Source organism: Bacteroidota bacterium (assembly GCA_016722375.1).
Lineage (GTDB): Bacteria > Bacteroidota > Bacteroidia > Chitinophagales > LD1 > Bog-950.
Window position 1 is genome coordinate 177,662 of the sequence record JADKJG010000005.1, and the last position, 14,520, is coordinate 192,181.

The window sequence follows — 14,520 nt, forward strand, 5'->3', positions numbered from 1 at the left end:
CCCAATGGCAGGGAAGGACGATTAGGAATTAATCATCACCGGCATCACGAGCATCAATAAATCTTCGTTTTCGTTTTTCTCGACCGGGCGAAGTACTCCGGCGCGGGTAGGTGTGGAAAGTTCAATTTCAATTTCATTTGAATCCAATACGCCAAGCATCTCAATAAGGAAACGGGCATTGAATGCAATTTCCATGTCCGTTCCTTCATAGCTACAAGCCAACCTTTCATTCGCTTCGTTGCTGAAATCCAGATCCTGGGAGGAGATCTTCAATTCACTCCCGGCGATGGACAACACCACCTGATAGGTTGTTTTGTTAGCGTAAATAGAGATTCGTCTCAAAGCGTTCAAAAATTCCAATCGGCTAATGCTCAGTTTGTTTGGATTGTTTTGAGGAATGACCGCTCCATAATCCGGATAGTTAGCATCTATCAAACGGCAGGTCATACGAGTATTTTCAAATGCAAAAAATGCGTTGGACTTATTGAAAGACACATTCACTCCAGAGTCACTTAAAGGCAGAGCGGCCTTCAGTAAGCCCAAAGCTTTTTTGGGTACTATAAATTGATCTGGCTTGGCAGCTTTGATATCTGCGCGAGTCAGTTTAACCAATTTGTGAGCATCGGTAGAAACAAAATTTATTCCTTCGGGTGATACCTGAAAAAGCACTCCGGTCATGGCCGGACGTAGGTCGTCGGAACTAACAGCGAAAATGGTCTCGCTCACTGCACGACTCAAAGCCGAAGCTGACATGTTCAACTCGGTAACCGCTTCTGGCTGTGGCACCTTGGGGAAATCGTCTGCGTTCTCACCGCTCAGTTTGTATCGGCCGTTTTCGGACGTAATTTCAATACCTTTAGTTTTCTCATCTATCTTAAATGTCAAGGGCTGCTCTGGCAAGGTTTTGAGTGTATCAAGCAGTATCCTTGCAGGGATAGCTATACGGCCGTTTTCCTTGGCTTCCACCTTCAACTCTGTACTCATAGAAGTTTCCAAGTCTGTCGCAAAAACAGTAAGCTTTCCGCCTTTGATGTCAAACAAAAAATCCTCCAGAATCGGCAAAACGGAATTAGAATTAATCACTCCGCCAACAGTTTGCAGGCTTTTAAGTAGGGTTGTAGTGGAAACGATAAATTTCATGAGTTACTTTTAGTTGTGCAAATATAATTATCAAAGGAATTTCACCTGATGTGTTTTTCGGTGGTGTTGTTTATAAATACAATTGAAAGAATGCGTCACGTGTTCCGATTCGAGAGGGTAACATAAACGAATCAAAACGATGCGCGATACTCACTCAGAAATTGGGATATTAATTACCGAAGGAGCGTTACATTCCCCTTTGCCGTGATTATCTTGGTGGTTCCGGCAAACTGATACTGGCATTGCCAAGCATAAACACCCAAACCTTGTGCCACCGTGCGGAAGGTCCCATCCCATCCATCGCTTACATTGTCCGTTTCAAAAACCTTTTCGCCCCAACGGTTATAAACCTGTAAATTAAATTTACTGAGGTTATCATTTTTAGATCTAAAAATGTCATTCATGCCATCTCCATTTGGAGAGAACGCGGTGGGAATTAATAACTGCTCAGCTATAATAGTAACCAATACCGAATCGCTGACGACACAGCCGGCATCATCAGTCACGGTGATAGTATAATAAGTAGTAGCAGGGGGTGTTGCCACCGGATTTTGACAATCACTACAAGTCAGCGTGGCAGGGGGACTCCAAACAATAGAAGTAAATGATGGAGTTCCAATGACTGGATTCAATGTGGTGGATTGTCCCGCCGGAATACTGATTGGATTCCCGGCATCTAGGAGGAATTTTCGTTTAGCAAGCGCAAACGGCTGTGGAGTAAAATCATTGGCGCCGCTCACTGTAATAGTGGACATTCCGAGACCGCTTCCACCGGCAGGAGTTCCCAGATAGTTCCAGCGATTTGGCGCATCCCAATGGGCTGCGTCCGTCCAGCTTGCGTCAGTAGCCGGGTTGAAATACATCGTTAAAGCAGCAGCATCTGTGCCGCTACTTTGATAAAGCCAGTGGTAAAAATTGGGGTTTACTGCGCATAATTGGTCGTCCACAGAAAAAACGCTGTAGCCATCAGTCGTGGCATCTCCTTTTACTAAACGAGCTCCATAGGTATTGTTTCCGGCAGCCGCAGGCGTGAAATCAATCGGCCGAAAAATAGAAGGAGCGCCCACATAAGAAGGAGAACCGGTTGGGAAGAGATAGGCTGCTGTGGTATTAGTGGCACGTGAAAGCTTTCCGTTACCAACGCTGCTCACGAAGCCAACGTTTCGCGTGATAGCAGCAGTAGCTGGATTGCTCACCAACATTTCATTCGCGTTGGTAGCTAATTCAGCGCTATTCAAGGCTAGAATTTTAGTAGTAACCGCGTTAATGGTTTGTTTTTTAACCACATTACCTCCTCCAAGATTCAGGTTGTCAAAAGTAGTGATAGCAGTACCGGTAATTTGTTGGTCTCCGCCAAACATATCCACCCAACTATTGCTACCGGTATAGGCAGCGTTATTTACCCAATCTCCAAACAAACGAATGGTATCGCCGCTGCCATTAATCGTTGCACTATTGGTAACACTACCTTCAACCGTAATGGTACCAAGATTATCAATCAAGCCTTGTCCGCCTACTGTATTGTTTGAAACAGACCCGGTTTTTACAATGATAAACCCGCCGTCTTTCACATATATATTAGCTCCGTTGTTGGTTACTAATGACTGGGCAAATACGCCATAACTCGTCAACATCAAACCAAGCGCATAGATTGCCTTTATCATTTTATACTCGATTTCTTTTTGAAATTGGGACGTTAAAGTATCTATTTCCTGATAATCACCAATTGGCCACTCCCCCGAAATCCGATTGTTAGATGGGCTAATCACTAATAAGGTTGGATATTCAAGACGAAATTTGTCTTTCCGGGGATGGAAACTTGCAGCGATGGACATCACTAAATAAAGAATAGGAAGCCCGGATAACATATAACCGTTCTTGAAATCTATATTTTCGCGACCTCAAAATAAAATTCATGAAAGTAGCGGTGGTAGGTGCAACGGGTCTGGTGGGAGCCAAAATGTTGCAGGTTTTGGAAGAAAGGAACTTTCCTATTACTGAGTTGATTCCCGTAGCGTCAGAGAAATCTGTGGGGAATAAAATACTGTTCAAGGGTAAGGAGTATTTTGTGGTGGACATGAATACGGCTGTTGAAATGAGGCCAGCGATGGCTTTATTTTCTGCGGGAGGCAGCGCTTCCAGAGAGTGGGCCCCCAAGTTTGCCGAAGTCGGCACCGTAGTGATTGACAACTCTTCTGCCTGGAGAATGGAGCCGAATATTCCTTTGGTGGTGCCTGAAGTAAATGCGGAAATATTGACAGCAAAAGACAAAATCATTGCCAATCCGAATTGCTCTACTATTCAAATGGTGGTTGTGCTAAAGCCGCTGCACGACAAATACAAAATTAAAAGAGTGGTGGTTTCCACATATCAAAGCGTAACCGGCACGGGCAAGAAGGCGGTAGATCAGTTAATGAATGAACGCGCCGGGATAAAAGGTCTTATGGCCTATCCCTATCAGATTGATATGAACGCCCTGCCGCATATTGATGCTTTTCTTGAAAACGGCTACACGAAGGAAGAAATGAAAATGGTGAACGAAACGAAGAAAATTATGGGCGACGATTCCATTCGTATCACTGCCACCACGGTACGCATTCCTACTATCGGTGGTCATAGTGAAAGTGTGAATATTGAGTTTGAGAAAGATTTTACCGAAACAGACGTTCGTGCTCTACTCGCAAAATCTCCGGGAGTAGTGGTCTATGATGACTTGCCAAACCTGAAATATCCCATGCCGATTTTGGCGCATGAAAAGGATGACACCTTTGTAGGTAGAATACGCCGCGATGAAAGCCAGCCCAATACCTTGAACTGCTGGATTGTTTCAGATAATCTGCGCAAAGGTGCTGCGACCAATGCCGTACAGATTGCAGAATATCTGGTTGCAAAGAATTTACTCAGAACGGATTAATCCTCCAACACAATATCAAACTGTACCAGATCAATAAAATCTTTTACCCGGCCTTCGATATCATGATGGGAAAGAGTCTTCAATCTTTCCGTTCCAAATTTTTCTACACAGAAAGAAGCCATTGCTGAACCGTAAATAACGGCGCGTTTCATGTTTTCGAAAGAGATGTCGCGGCTTTTATCCAGATAGCCACAGAATCCTCCGGCAAAGGTATCGCCTGCGCCGGTCGGATCAAAAACTTCCTCCAGCGGAAGTGCCGGTGCAAAAAACACTTCATTTTCATGAAACAATAAAGCTCCATGTTCTCCTTTCTTTATCACTAAATATTTAGGGCCCATCGCCAATACTTTCTTTGCCGCCTTCACGAGCGAATACTCATTGGCCAATTGACGGGCTTCCGCATCGTTTATGGTCAATACATCTACCAAGCCGATTACCTCTTTCAATTTATCAATAAATGGTTCGGTCATCCAGAAATTCATCGTGTCGAGCACAATCAACTTTGGTTTATCCTCCATCTGGCTAATCACATTCAACTGCAAAGCGGGATCAATATTCCCGAGCAGAACAATGTCACTGCCTTTATAAGAATCGGGTAAAATCGGATTGAATTCCAACAAAACATTCAATTCAGTCACTAGCGTATCGCGGCTATTCATATCGAGGTGATATTTTCCGCTCCAGAAAAAAGATTTCTTTCCTTTCTTGATTTCAATGCCGGTGGTATCTACTCCCCGAGCGCGCAACAAATCCAACTCATTCATGTCAAAATCATCACCGATTACAGAGACTATATTCACCTGCTTGGAAAAGTAAGAAGCGCTCCAGGCAATATAAGTAGCGGCTCCGCCCACTATTTTATCGGTTTTTCCAAAAGGGGTTTCGATAGCGTCAAAGGCGACGGTTCCAACGGTAAGTAAACTCATGATTTCGGTTATTGTTATTTTAAAAGCGCGCAAGATTGTGGAATTTCGGTAGTAATTCTATTTTTGTCCAAAATTCCTCCTTAGCTCAGCTGGTTAGAGCACAAGACTGTTAATCTTGGGGTCCCTGGTTCGAGCCCAGGAGGGGGAGCAGAAGCCTCGCATTAAGCGAGGCTTTATTGTTTATGACCCCTGCCGACCTCAAAATTCTTTACGAAGACAACCACATCATTGTCGTCAACAAGCCTGCTGGGGAAATCGTGCAGAGCGACAAATCGGGCAATCCCGGTTTGGAAGGGGTGGTGAAAGAATATCTCCGCATTCAATACAACAAAGCCGGCGAAGCCTTTCTGGGCGTGGCACACCGAATAGACCGGCCCGTGAGTGGCATCGTTATTTTTGCCAAACGCAGCAAACCGCTGAAGCGGTTAAACGAAATGTTCCGCGAAAAGGAAATCAAAAAGACTTACTGGGCTGTGGTGGCTAATCTTCCCGACCCGCTTTCCGGTCATTTGGTTCATTGGTTGAAAAAAAATGAACAGAAAAATATTTCGACCGGATATGATAAAGAGGTGAATGGCACATCAAAATGCGAACTCGATTATCAATTACTGAAAAGCATTGACCGCTACCATCTACTCGAAATCAATCCGCTTACGGGTCGCCATCATCAAATTCGCGTACAACTTTCTAAAATCGGTTGTTCCATTAAAGGCGATGTGAAATATGGCTCCAAACGCACCAACCCCGATGGTTCTATTTCCTCCACGCCCGCCGGTAGAGTTTATACACTGATGAAAGAAGAGCGCATTATCATCGTAGCCCCGCCGCCCAACGAGGTGGTTTGGAATGCCTTTGGAATGGAATAGAATGCCGCAATGTCTTCCTCTTCGGGCTGTGATTAAGATAGCCGCTCTTTTGATTAAAACATCAGATGATTTGATCAGGATAGCGGATGCTGTGATTAATTAAGCAAAGCTTTCGATCAAGATAGCGGAAGATATGATTAAGAATGCCGCACTTATGATTAAGAAAGCGGCTGCCTTGATTAATATAACGAACGGCTTAATCAATATAGCGGCTACTGTGATTAAGATAGCCGAAGATGTGATTGATATAGCAGCTTCTTTAATCAATATACCGGGGAAATTGATTAAGAATCGGGGGATTATGATTGATATTCCGGGGATTATTGTTGATAATCGTTTATGGCATAGGGGTTTATGAGCATAGTGCCTAAATCATAGTATTTTGTAACATGAAAGAGCTGTTTTTGGGCGTTTAGACTTGTCCTTAACTAGTTTCGGCGCTCTAGCTCACGTACCGATGGCCTTTCATTCTACAGGGTGCCTTTGACAGGGAGGCGGCTGTTTGTCCTCCGCTGGCGGAGGTGGATTTTTCTGCGAGAGCAGAAAAAGACAGAGGTGGAATGTTTTTATATTTTAGAAAAATGAAAGCGGATAAATCAAATAACCACGCTTACAATAAAGACCATCAACCCTTTGCAAACAAACTGCGAAAGGAAATGACCAAAGCAGAAGCCTGCTTATGGAAATTTGCCTTGCGAGCAAAAGGAATGAAAGGATATCAGTTCCGTCGCGAGCGACCGGTGCTTCATTACATTGCCGATTTCATGTGTATGGAATTGAAACTGATAATTGAAGTAGATGGTTTAACGCATCAATGGGAAGAAACCCATGCGAAGGACAACAAGAAAGATGCAGATTTGAAGGCGGCTGGTTTTATAGTCCTCCGGTTTAATGATGATGAGGTATTGAAAAATATGGGACCGGTGATAGCGCAAATTGAAAAAGTGATTGAAGAAATCGAAAAGCAGAAAATTCCACCCCCGTCCCGCTGATAGAGGCGGTCCACCCCCGCCAGCGTGGGACAAATGCAGTCATTCATTATAAAGACAGACTTAGATAGGAGGGCGGCTGTTTGTCCTCCGGCTGGCGGAGGTGTCTTTTTCTGCGGCAGCAGAAAAAGACGGAGGTGGAATTTTTGTCAGTAGGAGGATTCTCTCTTTTTCAAAACACTTTCTCTGCTTTGTACCGATGCCCAATTCCTCCAAGTGTTGCGCAGCGCAATGGAAGAACGGGACGCGAGCGAGGGCGAAAGTTCACAACAAAACAAAACCGGTAACAGGATGGATTTCCCAGCCGGTGGGAGTTTTAAGAGAAACGGCTCCATCCGTATAGCCTGAGCCGCCATGCTGATGCTGACTATCGAAAAGAAGAGAGCCCCGGATGGTAATTTTTATCGGGTGCAGCGTCAGGTTTTTGCCATAAGGTTTTGGTGGTTTGCCGCAGGAAGATGGCCCCCCGATTTCTTCTTCAAATTTTTCGCGTAGCTCCCTAAGGAGATGGTAGAAAGGATGAGTTTCGTCCAACGGAAGCCCGGCAACCTCCGCGCTGAACAAATTGCCTTTGCGATAATTGCGTTTATCGCCCAAAATTAAATGGTAATCATTATCCTCTTCCCTGGAAACCATGAAGAGATAAGCGGACGTGATGATCACATTGCGTTGTTCTGCCGCCACCCGCTCGCGATGCTCTCCCCTGCCCAAACCTTCCTGGACCGGTAGTGTGGCCATGAGTTTCTTCGTGGTGGTGAATGATTCGAATGGTGTGTCCACCACGCACAGCTTGATGTCGCGCAGCATACATCCGTTAAAAATTGCTCCGTTGCAATCGTCTCCCCAATGCTCGCAAGTTTGTGCTGATGCAAAAAAACATACCAGTATGCCGAAAAAAGTAAGAAGGCGGATCATGAGGGGCTTCATAGAAATGAATTTTGCGAAAGGTAAGAAATTCATTCCTGCGCTATAGGAGGGCGAGTGGGATGATGAGCGGGGTTTGAAATAAATTTAGATTTGTTGGGTGGATAGGCGCACTCTGAAAGAAGGTATACCGAGTATATGCCAGTTAGCGGCAAGCGTAATTAGACATAAAGCATTAATATTTTAATAATCAGTTAATGGAAAAGAAAAAGGTTGAACCGCCGAAATATATTTTGATTCAAAGTGAATACACTTTGGCTTATACTGATGAAGAATGTCTCGTTAATGACAAGCCCTTTAAGAAAGAAGGAGAAACTACTCCACCAAAGGAGCTTTGCTTTGAAATACAACAATCTTTTTTTTATGAAACATTTTTGAAAAGGCATTTCAAGAATGTAGTCGTATTGACGGCAGCAGGAACTTCTTTAGACAATGGAACTAAAGAAACAAACGGCAAAACAAGAGAAGGGCTATGGACATTATGCCAAGAGGAGATAGATGCTTTTGAAGATTCAATAAAAGAAATCAAAACAAAGGAATTCTACACGAATAAAGACATTGAAGGTTTACTTTCTCATATCATTTTATTTGAAAAATTAAATGGAGTAATAAAGAAAGGCGAAACAGTTTTAAGGGAAACACTTGAAGCAAAAATTGCAGAAGCGTGTAAATTGAAGTTGCAGCCGCAAGCACCACATAAAGATTTCTTAAATAAAATTACTGCAAGAAAACCAAGCGACCCAAGAGTTCAACTTTTTACAACCAACTATGATTTGCTTTTTGAATCAGCTGCTAATCAAGGTGGCTTTGTCGTAATTGACGGATTCTCATTTACTCAACCAAGGAAATTTTCAGGAAGATACTTTGACCTTGATATTGTCAATCGAGAGAAAACAAGAATAAAACAAGAAGAAAGTTTTGTATCAAAAGTCTTTCATTTCTACAAATTGCATGGTTCATTAAACTGGTGTAAAGACGATTCAAAAAGTATTGTACAGCAAGATAGCCCTAAAAAGCCATTGATAATTTATCCCGCAAGTGAAAAATATGAAAGTTCATACGAACAACCATACTTTGAAATGATGTCAAGATTTCAACAAGCACTACGGAAAGAAAATACTTTACTTGTCGTAATTGGTTTTGGTTTTCAAGACAAGCATATTCAAAACGCTATTATTGAAGCAGTGGAACAGAATCCGAGTTTCCAACTGATAATAGTTAGCTACACTGGAAATGATAATGATGGCATTGACACAACTTCCTTAAAACAATTCTTTTCTGAAGAAGCAAGCAAGAAAGTTAAACGAAATGTAAACATTGTATATGACAGCTTCAGTGGTTTTACAAAAAAATATCCATCTAACTACACCTATATAGAACCCAATAAAGAATCAAGCCAATGAATCCCTTTAATCATAATTACTTTTTGGGCTACATCAATGAAGTTTCACCACAATATGTGAAAGTTCATTTTCCATCTTCAAACTTATTAGAAAAATTTAGTCACCAAGGAGTTTTTTATGCTGGCGGAAATGTTGGAAATTTCATTGTGATTGAAGGAGAAGAAATCGGATTTCTTGCACGGGTAATTGAAATTGAGTTGCCTGATGGCGAAAGAAAATCAATAAGTGAAAAAGCAATTCAACATGATGAAACTACTTTTCATCCTTCTGGCAAGGCAGAGTTATTATTAAGTTTCAGTGTATTTGAACCACAGAAAACAGAAAAGACTGTTTCAAAATATCCCGCAATTGGTGCAAAAGTTTACTCATGTTCAGATGAACAAATTGCAATTTATGTAAAGGAGTTTGGAAAGAAAAAAGATGAATCAGAAAATGTTTACGCTGATTTAGGTAAGCTGACTTCCAATGATGCGGCCTGCAAAGTTTCAATGAATTCAATTTTTGGACGACATTGTGCAATAGTCGGAACAACAGGAGGTGGAAAGAGTTGGACAGTTGCAAAGTTGATTGATGAAGTAAAGGCCAAAACAGACAATAAAGTAATTCTCATTGATGCAACAGGTGAATACAAAAGTGTTTTCACTAATAATGTCGTTTTTGGTATTGATACTTCATTTCCTTTTAAATATCTTTCAAATAGTGATTTTTGTTTTCTTTTTCAAGAACACTCTCCAAATACAGTGGGCGCACTTTGCGATGCAATTCATAGTCTGAAATTAATTGAACTCGTGGCAATCACTGACGGCATTAAAATTGGCAAAAATCAAGACAATTGCACAAGGTTGGTAAGGGATAATGTTCACAAATTCAGGAATTGCAATTTCAAAATTGAAAATCTTGCATCACAAGTTGCAAATGAATGTGTAAGAGTTGGGAGGGGAAATAATTATGAAGAGGATAGTTTTAAACTTGGTTATACATCCCACTTAATTTCAAGAATCAATTTGCTTTTAAATAATCATATTGTTTGCTCGGCATTAGGTATAAAAACTACTTCAAGCTCTGAAACAAAGGACATTATAACTGTGCTTGATGACTTTTTAAAACCAAGTAATAAGAAATCAGTATTAAGAATAGGATTTGAAAAGTTATCGTATGATTTTGCAATTAGAGAACTTATCGTTGACTTTCTTTCTTCACACCTTTTAAAAAAATCAAGAGAAGATAAGTTTATCGCAAATCCTTTAATCCTTTTTATCGATGAAGCACATCAATTTCTAAATAAAAGAATTAATGCAGAAGACAATACTACATTCTCTTTACAGAATATTGACCTGATTGCTAAAGAATGTCGAAAGTATGGTTTGTTTCTTTGCTTAGCCACACAAATGCCAAGAGACATACCAGTTGGAACTCTAAGCCAAATGGGAACTTTCATTGTTCATAGGCTAATAAACGAACAGGATAAAAAATCGATTGAGAACGCGGCTTCATCAGCAAATAAAAGCGTGTTAGGATTTCTTCCAACTTTAGGTGAAGGGGAAGCATTATTAGTTGGAGTTGATTTTCCAATGCCATTATTAGTTAAGATTACAGAACCGGAAAAGAAACCGCAATCAAATACACCAAGACTTAAATCAAAAGCAATAAAATAACTTACCAACTCGGCTGAAACGGAGCTAACGCAGAGCGACGAGGATGTGTAAGGGTTTGCATTTGTAAATGCCTTAACTATTTCCCTCCCCCGGTTTACCGTCCTTCACGGGGACGGCCTTTAGCTCAATACCACTCTTTATGTCCTCTTCATATTGCTTATATATATGCTCGAAGGAAAGGCCGATGTCAAAATCGGCAAGTACAGATTCGATATAGGGTGTAGGATCAAAACCGGTATTGTGGCAATAGATAAGCATGAACCAGCAGATATGGAACAGCCGCTGTGCAAATTCCTGAAAGCCTTCCCCTTCGAAGGTCACAGAGCCATCGGCTTCATTTACTGGTAGCCTTTTATCCAATATCAGGTCACCCATCAGGAAATAAGCCCTTGCGTCGTGGTCCTGAAGAAAGAAGAATATACAGGGAACACTTTTGCACATACCGGATATCCAGCGCATCGGTATCGGTTGGCCTTTCCAGCCGTCGTCGGTCATCGGGTTTCCATCGCGGTTCAGAAAATTGAGTTGCACCGAAAAAAGAAATTTTTCGATGAGCTTTGGAAAATGCTGCAGCGTCATCACCAGTTCATCCATGTAGGCCGTTTGACCGGATTTCACCACATCCATATCCACAGATATGACCAGCGTTTTGTTTTGTCCGCTGCCCATCAGTCCCATACTGTTTTTAAACTTTTGGATACGCTCGTCGCCGGGTGGCATCAGGTATTTGGGTTTGGTTTTAGGGTCACCGGTTCCGTTGGCATAGCTTTCGGAAAGCGAGCAGTCCAGCATTTTTCCGTCATCATAAAAATCTGAAGCCAGCTTTTTGGTTTCATCCCATTCGCGGTAGGCTTCGCCCACCCGGTAATTCAATTCACCATAACGATTCACTATTCTGCTGCATCGTTTTTCAAAATCGCGGAGTTTAGTGAAGCGCCCCTTGAAATCATCGAAGTCGCTGTCGAAAGCGGTAAGGTCGAGCGAATATTTAGCGTGGTTTTTATAAAACTCATCAGTCTCATTTCTGAACTTGTCATAAACCTTATTCACGGCTTCATTCAATTCATTAAACCGGTTGTAGTCTTTCTCGATGTTTTCGAACTCGTTATAAACCGGAGCCAGCTCTTCTTCATGAAAATCATTCACGGTTGGGTAGTAAGCCTGGATACGTTCCATAAGGTCGTTAACCGCCTCGGTGCTTTTTAACTTGGTTGTAAGCACTTCGGCCTCATTTTTAAAAGCTTGTAAGGTTTCAGCAACCGGTTTGAATTTTTCGTCCACCGCCTTCACTTTGTCTTCAAACTCGGTGTATAGATAAAGCAAGCGCTCGGCTTCCTTGTTTAATTCCTGCATGCGCGAATGGAGCGCGAGGTAGGATTCGAACAGTTGTTTCTCGTATTCAGACTCGGGTATGGATGGGTCGTAGCGTAGGTTGATGGTCCGCAAGGGGTGTGGTGTCTTCCGTTCTTTCATGGGCGAAATTTAGAAACGAAGTTAGAGAAAATTTAGCTTATTTCAAGAGGACTTTGCAGCTTCTTTTGAAAATCAAGTTTATTGAATATCCTCTCTCTACATTCTCTTCATGTCTTCGTCTAAAGCCTACCGTGTGGACACAACTTTAAAATGGCAACATGTTACAAAACCATTCTATTGTTTGCACTTTTAACGATTATCGGATAAAAAATACAGTTTAACGCAAAGAATTCAGTCGTTGACTATATCTTTTGCGCTCTTTGCGCGGCTGTTCACTTTGCGTTAAACTGTATTCGGTTTTTCAAATCCAAACAGCTTCTTATTTTCCGATAAAATATTTTTAAAAATCAAGATCAAAAACAGGCAATATTTTATTTTTTGCTGTGGATTTAATAAATATCGCTACCTGAATTTATTTCACAGCTAATAAAATCATTTTAATTTCCGATATAAATAAAAATAAAGAAAGCAGATAATTTTATAGGGTCTTCAGTATATTTTCAAAAGGCGGCTTATTTTTATATAAATCAAACGAAATTATTTTAGTTGCCAATTATTTATCTCATTTTTGATGTAGTTTAATTTGTAAAATAAATTCGGAATCATGGCAAAAGACATTATCCCCGGCAAGGACGGCGATTTAAAAAATTGGTTGGAAGTTTTTAAAGTCGGCATTGGGCAACTTGGCGTGAATGTCGGTTTGAGCAATGCTCAAATTATAGCCGCGCAGGATTTGTGCCTCGAATTCAGCCAGCAAATCACCATTGCTCATCAGGCAAAGGTGGCTGCCAAAAAAGAAAACGCCAAAAAGAAATCCATGCGCACCACCCATTTGCAGCCCTTGCGAAAATTGATGAAGCGCGTTAAAATTTCAGGCGATTATAATCCCAGCATGGGCAAACAAATGGGCATTATTGCTACCCGGCCAGTCTTTCAGCCGCACGAATACAAGCCGGTTTTGAAAGTGGGCGCATCCGGCCAATTGATAAAAATAAGTTTCAAGAAAAAAGGAGTAGAACGCTTAGAATTTTATGGCATGAAAAATGGCAGCGAGGCCTGGCAGTTCATCGGCACACGGTCGCATAGCCCTTTCTATTTCAAGCCACCGGATGAGCTGACAGGCTCGGGCGAAAAATGGATCATCAAAGCGGTGGGAATTATCAAGGATAAACCGATAGGCCAATACAGCGATTTAGTAACGGTGATGTATCTTCATAATTAATAGACGAGAAATTAAACGCCGCAGCGCTGCCGAGTTTTTTTGGACATGAAGACCTGTCATTTTCTGATTTTGCTTTCTTTGTGTCTTAACGATTATTCATCATGAAGGGAATTATACTCGCCGGAGGGTCGGGCACCCGGCTCTATCCTATTACTTACGCCATCAGCAAACAAATGATGCCGATTTATGATAAGCCGATGATCTATTATCCGCTGTCGGTGCTGATGAAGGCGGGCATCAACGAAATTCTCATTATCTCTACTCCTACTGACTTGCCCAATTTTGAAAGATTGTTGGGTGATGGAAAGCGATATGGCTGCAAGTTTTCTTATCAAGTGCAGGAAGTTCCCAATGGATTGGCGCAGGCTTTTGTGTTGGGTGAAAAATTTATCGGCAAGGACAGTGTCGCGCTGATTTTGGGCGACAATATTTTTTATGGCAGCGGATTAGACCAACTGCTGAAATCTATGGTGAATCCAAATGGCGGGGTAGTTTTTGCCTATCACGTTTCAGATCCGGAGCGTTATGGAGTGGTCGAGTTTAATGCAGACGGCAAAGCAATTTCTATTGAAGAAAAACCGGTCAAACCAAAATCAAACTTTGCTGTTCCGGGATTATATTTTTATGATAATGAAGTGGTGCAGATTGCTAAAAATCTAAAACCCAGTCCACGCGGCGAATACGAAATCACCGATGTAAATAAACAGTATCTTCACGACGGGAATTTACAAGTAGGCATTTTGGATCGAGGTACCGCCTGGTTGGATACCGGCACCTTTGATTCGCTGATGCAGGCTTCGCAGTTTGTGCAGGTGATTGAACAAAGGCAGGGATTGAAAGTGGGTTGTATTGAAGAAGAAGCTTGGAGACAAGGATTTATTTCCAAAGAACAATTACATAACTTGGCCGAGCCTTTAATGAAAAGTGGTTACGGAAAATATTTAATGGAATTGATTTCGTAAAACAGAAAAAAAGCGCGGAAAGCCCTCTCCGCCTCTTTATATTTTA

The 14,520-nt window shown here is 41.8% G+C and carries 13 protein-coding genes and 1 tRNA gene; 9 read left to right on the plus strand and 5 right to left on the minus strand.

Annotated features, from left to right (window positions below):
- Positions 1–21: 21 nt before the first annotated feature.
- A complete protein-coding gene (dnaN, locus tag IPP77_08135) occupies positions 22–1,140 on the minus strand; it encodes a DNA polymerase III subunit beta (GenBank protein MBL0309630.1) in 1,119 nt (372 codons plus the stop codon).
- A 173-nt stretch (positions 1,141–1,313) separates the two neighbouring features.
- The gene (locus IPP77_08140; protein MBL0309631.1) at positions 1,314–3,008 is read right to left on the minus strand and encodes a gliding motility-associated C-terminal domain-containing protein; all 1,695 of its coding nucleotides are present in this window, start codon (positions 3,006–3,008) and stop codon (positions 1,314–1,316) included.
- Positions 3,009–3,055: 47 nt separating this feature from the next.
- Between IPP77_08140 and IPP77_08145 the strand changes: the two genes are divergently transcribed.
- Complete coding sequence (locus tag IPP77_08145) at positions 3,056–4,054, plus strand: aspartate-semialdehyde dehydrogenase (protein MBL0309632.1); 999 nt, start codon at positions 3,056–3,058, stop codon at positions 4,052–4,054.
- On the opposite strand, the gene IPP77_08150 is transcribed toward IPP77_08145, so the two are convergent.
- A complete protein-coding gene (locus IPP77_08150) occupies positions 4,051–4,980 on the minus strand; it encodes a bifunctional hydroxymethylpyrimidine kinase/phosphomethylpyrimidine kinase (protein MBL0309633.1) in 930 nt (309 codons plus the stop codon). The genes IPP77_08145 and IPP77_08150 overlap by 4 nt on opposite strands.
- Positions 4,981–5,054: 74 nt before the next feature.
- Here IPP77_08150 and IPP77_08155 point away from each other — a divergent pair.
- From IPP77_08155 to IPP77_08170, 4 genes are all read left to right on the plus strand, one after another.
- Positions 5,055–5,128 (plus strand) — tRNA-Asn (locus tag IPP77_08155).
- A gap of 34 nt (positions 5,129–5,162) precedes the next feature.
- A complete protein-coding gene (locus IPP77_08160) occupies positions 5,163–5,846 on the plus strand; it encodes an RNA pseudouridine synthase (GenBank protein MBL0309634.1) in 684 nt (227 codons plus the stop codon).
- A 133-nt stretch (positions 5,847–5,979) separates the two neighbouring features.
- Positions 5,980–6,204: a hypothetical protein gene (locus IPP77_08165; protein ID MBL0309635.1), complete on the plus strand. Its 225-nt coding sequence runs from the start codon at positions 5,980–5,982 to the stop codon at positions 6,202–6,204.
- Positions 6,205–6,427: 223 nt separating this feature from the next.
- The gene (locus tag IPP77_08170; GenBank protein ID MBL0309636.1) at positions 6,428–6,838 is read left to right on the plus strand and encodes a DUF559 domain-containing protein; all 411 of its coding nucleotides are present in this window, start codon (positions 6,428–6,430) and stop codon (positions 6,836–6,838) included.
- 261 nt (positions 6,839–7,099) lie between these two features.
- On the opposite strand, the gene IPP77_08175 is transcribed toward IPP77_08170, so the two are convergent.
- Complete coding sequence (locus IPP77_08175; GenBank protein MBL0309637.1) at positions 7,100–7,762, minus strand: hypothetical protein; 663 nt, start codon at positions 7,760–7,762, stop codon at positions 7,100–7,102.
- A 194-nt stretch (positions 7,763–7,956) separates the two neighbouring features.
- Between IPP77_08175 and IPP77_08180 the strand changes: the two genes are divergently transcribed.
- Entirely contained in the window at positions 7,957–9,162 is a 1,206-nt protein-coding gene (locus tag IPP77_08180; protein ID MBL0309638.1) for an SIR2 family protein, read from the plus strand.
- The gene (locus IPP77_08185) at positions 9,159–10,817 is read left to right on the plus strand and encodes an ATP-binding protein (protein MBL0309639.1); all 1,659 of its coding nucleotides are present in this window, start codon (positions 9,159–9,161) and stop codon (positions 10,815–10,817) included. The genes IPP77_08180 and IPP77_08185 overlap by 4 nt, the downstream gene beginning before the upstream one ends.
- A gap of 72 nt (positions 10,818–10,889) precedes the next feature.
- On the opposite strand, the gene IPP77_08190 is transcribed toward IPP77_08185, so the two are convergent.
- The gene (locus IPP77_08190) at positions 10,890–12,290 is read right to left on the minus strand and encodes a hypothetical protein (protein MBL0309640.1); all 1,401 of its coding nucleotides are present in this window, start codon (positions 12,288–12,290) and stop codon (positions 10,890–10,892) included.
- A gap of 604 nt (positions 12,291–12,894) precedes the next feature.
- Here IPP77_08190 and IPP77_08195 point away from each other — a divergent pair.
- Together IPP77_08195 and rfbA are read left to right on the plus strand one after the other, a co-directional pair.
- On the plus strand, positions 12,895–13,512 hold the full coding sequence (locus IPP77_08195) for a hypothetical protein (GenBank protein ID MBL0309641.1): 618 nt from the start codon (positions 12,895–12,897) through the stop codon (positions 13,510–13,512).
- A gap of 101 nt (positions 13,513–13,613) precedes the next feature.
- Positions 13,614–14,474, plus strand: a complete 861-nt coding sequence (rfbA, locus tag IPP77_08200) for a glucose-1-phosphate thymidylyltransferase RfbA (GenBank protein ID MBL0309642.1) — start codon at positions 13,614–13,616, stop codon at positions 14,472–14,474.
- Positions 14,475–14,520: the final 46 nt, after the last annotated feature.

Bases quoted from the DNA above. Each gene is read 5' to 3' on its own strand.
- IPP77_08170 (MBL0309636.1), top strand. From the start codon at position 6,428: ATGAAAGCGGATAAATCAAATAACCACGCTTACAATAAAGACCATCAA.
- IPP77_08160 (MBL0309634.1), top strand. From the start codon at position 5,163: ATGACCCCTGCCGACCTCAAAATTCTTTACGAAGACAACCACATCATT.
- dnaN (MBL0309630.1), bottom strand. From the start codon at position 1,140: ATGAAATTTATCGTTTCCACTACAACCCTACTTAAAAGCCTGCAAACT.
- IPP77_08190 (MBL0309640.1), bottom strand. From the start codon at position 12,290: ATGAAAGAACGGAAGACACCACACCCCTTGCGGACCATCAACCTACGC.
- IPP77_08140 (MBL0309631.1), bottom strand. From the start codon at position 3,008: ATGTTATCCGGGCTTCCTATTCTTTATTTAGTGATGTCCATCGCTGCA.
- IPP77_08195 (MBL0309641.1), top strand. From the start codon at position 12,895: ATGGCAAAAGACATTATCCCCGGCAAGGACGGCGATTTAAAAAATTGG.
- IPP77_08150 (MBL0309633.1), bottom strand. From the start codon at position 4,980: ATGAGTTTACTTACCGTTGGAACCGTCGCCTTTGACGCTATCGAAACC.
- IPP77_08175 (MBL0309637.1), bottom strand. From the start codon at position 7,762: ATGAAGCCCCTCATGATCCGCCTTCTTACTTTTTTCGGCATACTGGTA.
- rfbA (MBL0309642.1), top strand. From the start codon at position 13,614: ATGAAGGGAATTATACTCGCCGGAGGGTCGGGCACCCGGCTCTATCCT.
- IPP77_08180 (MBL0309638.1), top strand. From the start codon at position 7,957: ATGGAAAAGAAAAAGGTTGAACCGCCGAAATATATTTTGATTCAAAGT.
- IPP77_08145 (MBL0309632.1), top strand. From the start codon at position 3,056: ATGAAAGTAGCGGTGGTAGGTGCAACGGGTCTGGTGGGAGCCAAAATG.
- IPP77_08165 (MBL0309635.1), top strand. From the start codon at position 5,980: ATGATTAAGAATGCCGCACTTATGATTAAGAAAGCGGCTGCCTTGATT.
- IPP77_08185 (MBL0309639.1), top strand. From the start codon at position 9,159: ATGAATCCCTTTAATCATAATTACTTTTTGGGCTACATCAATGAAGTT.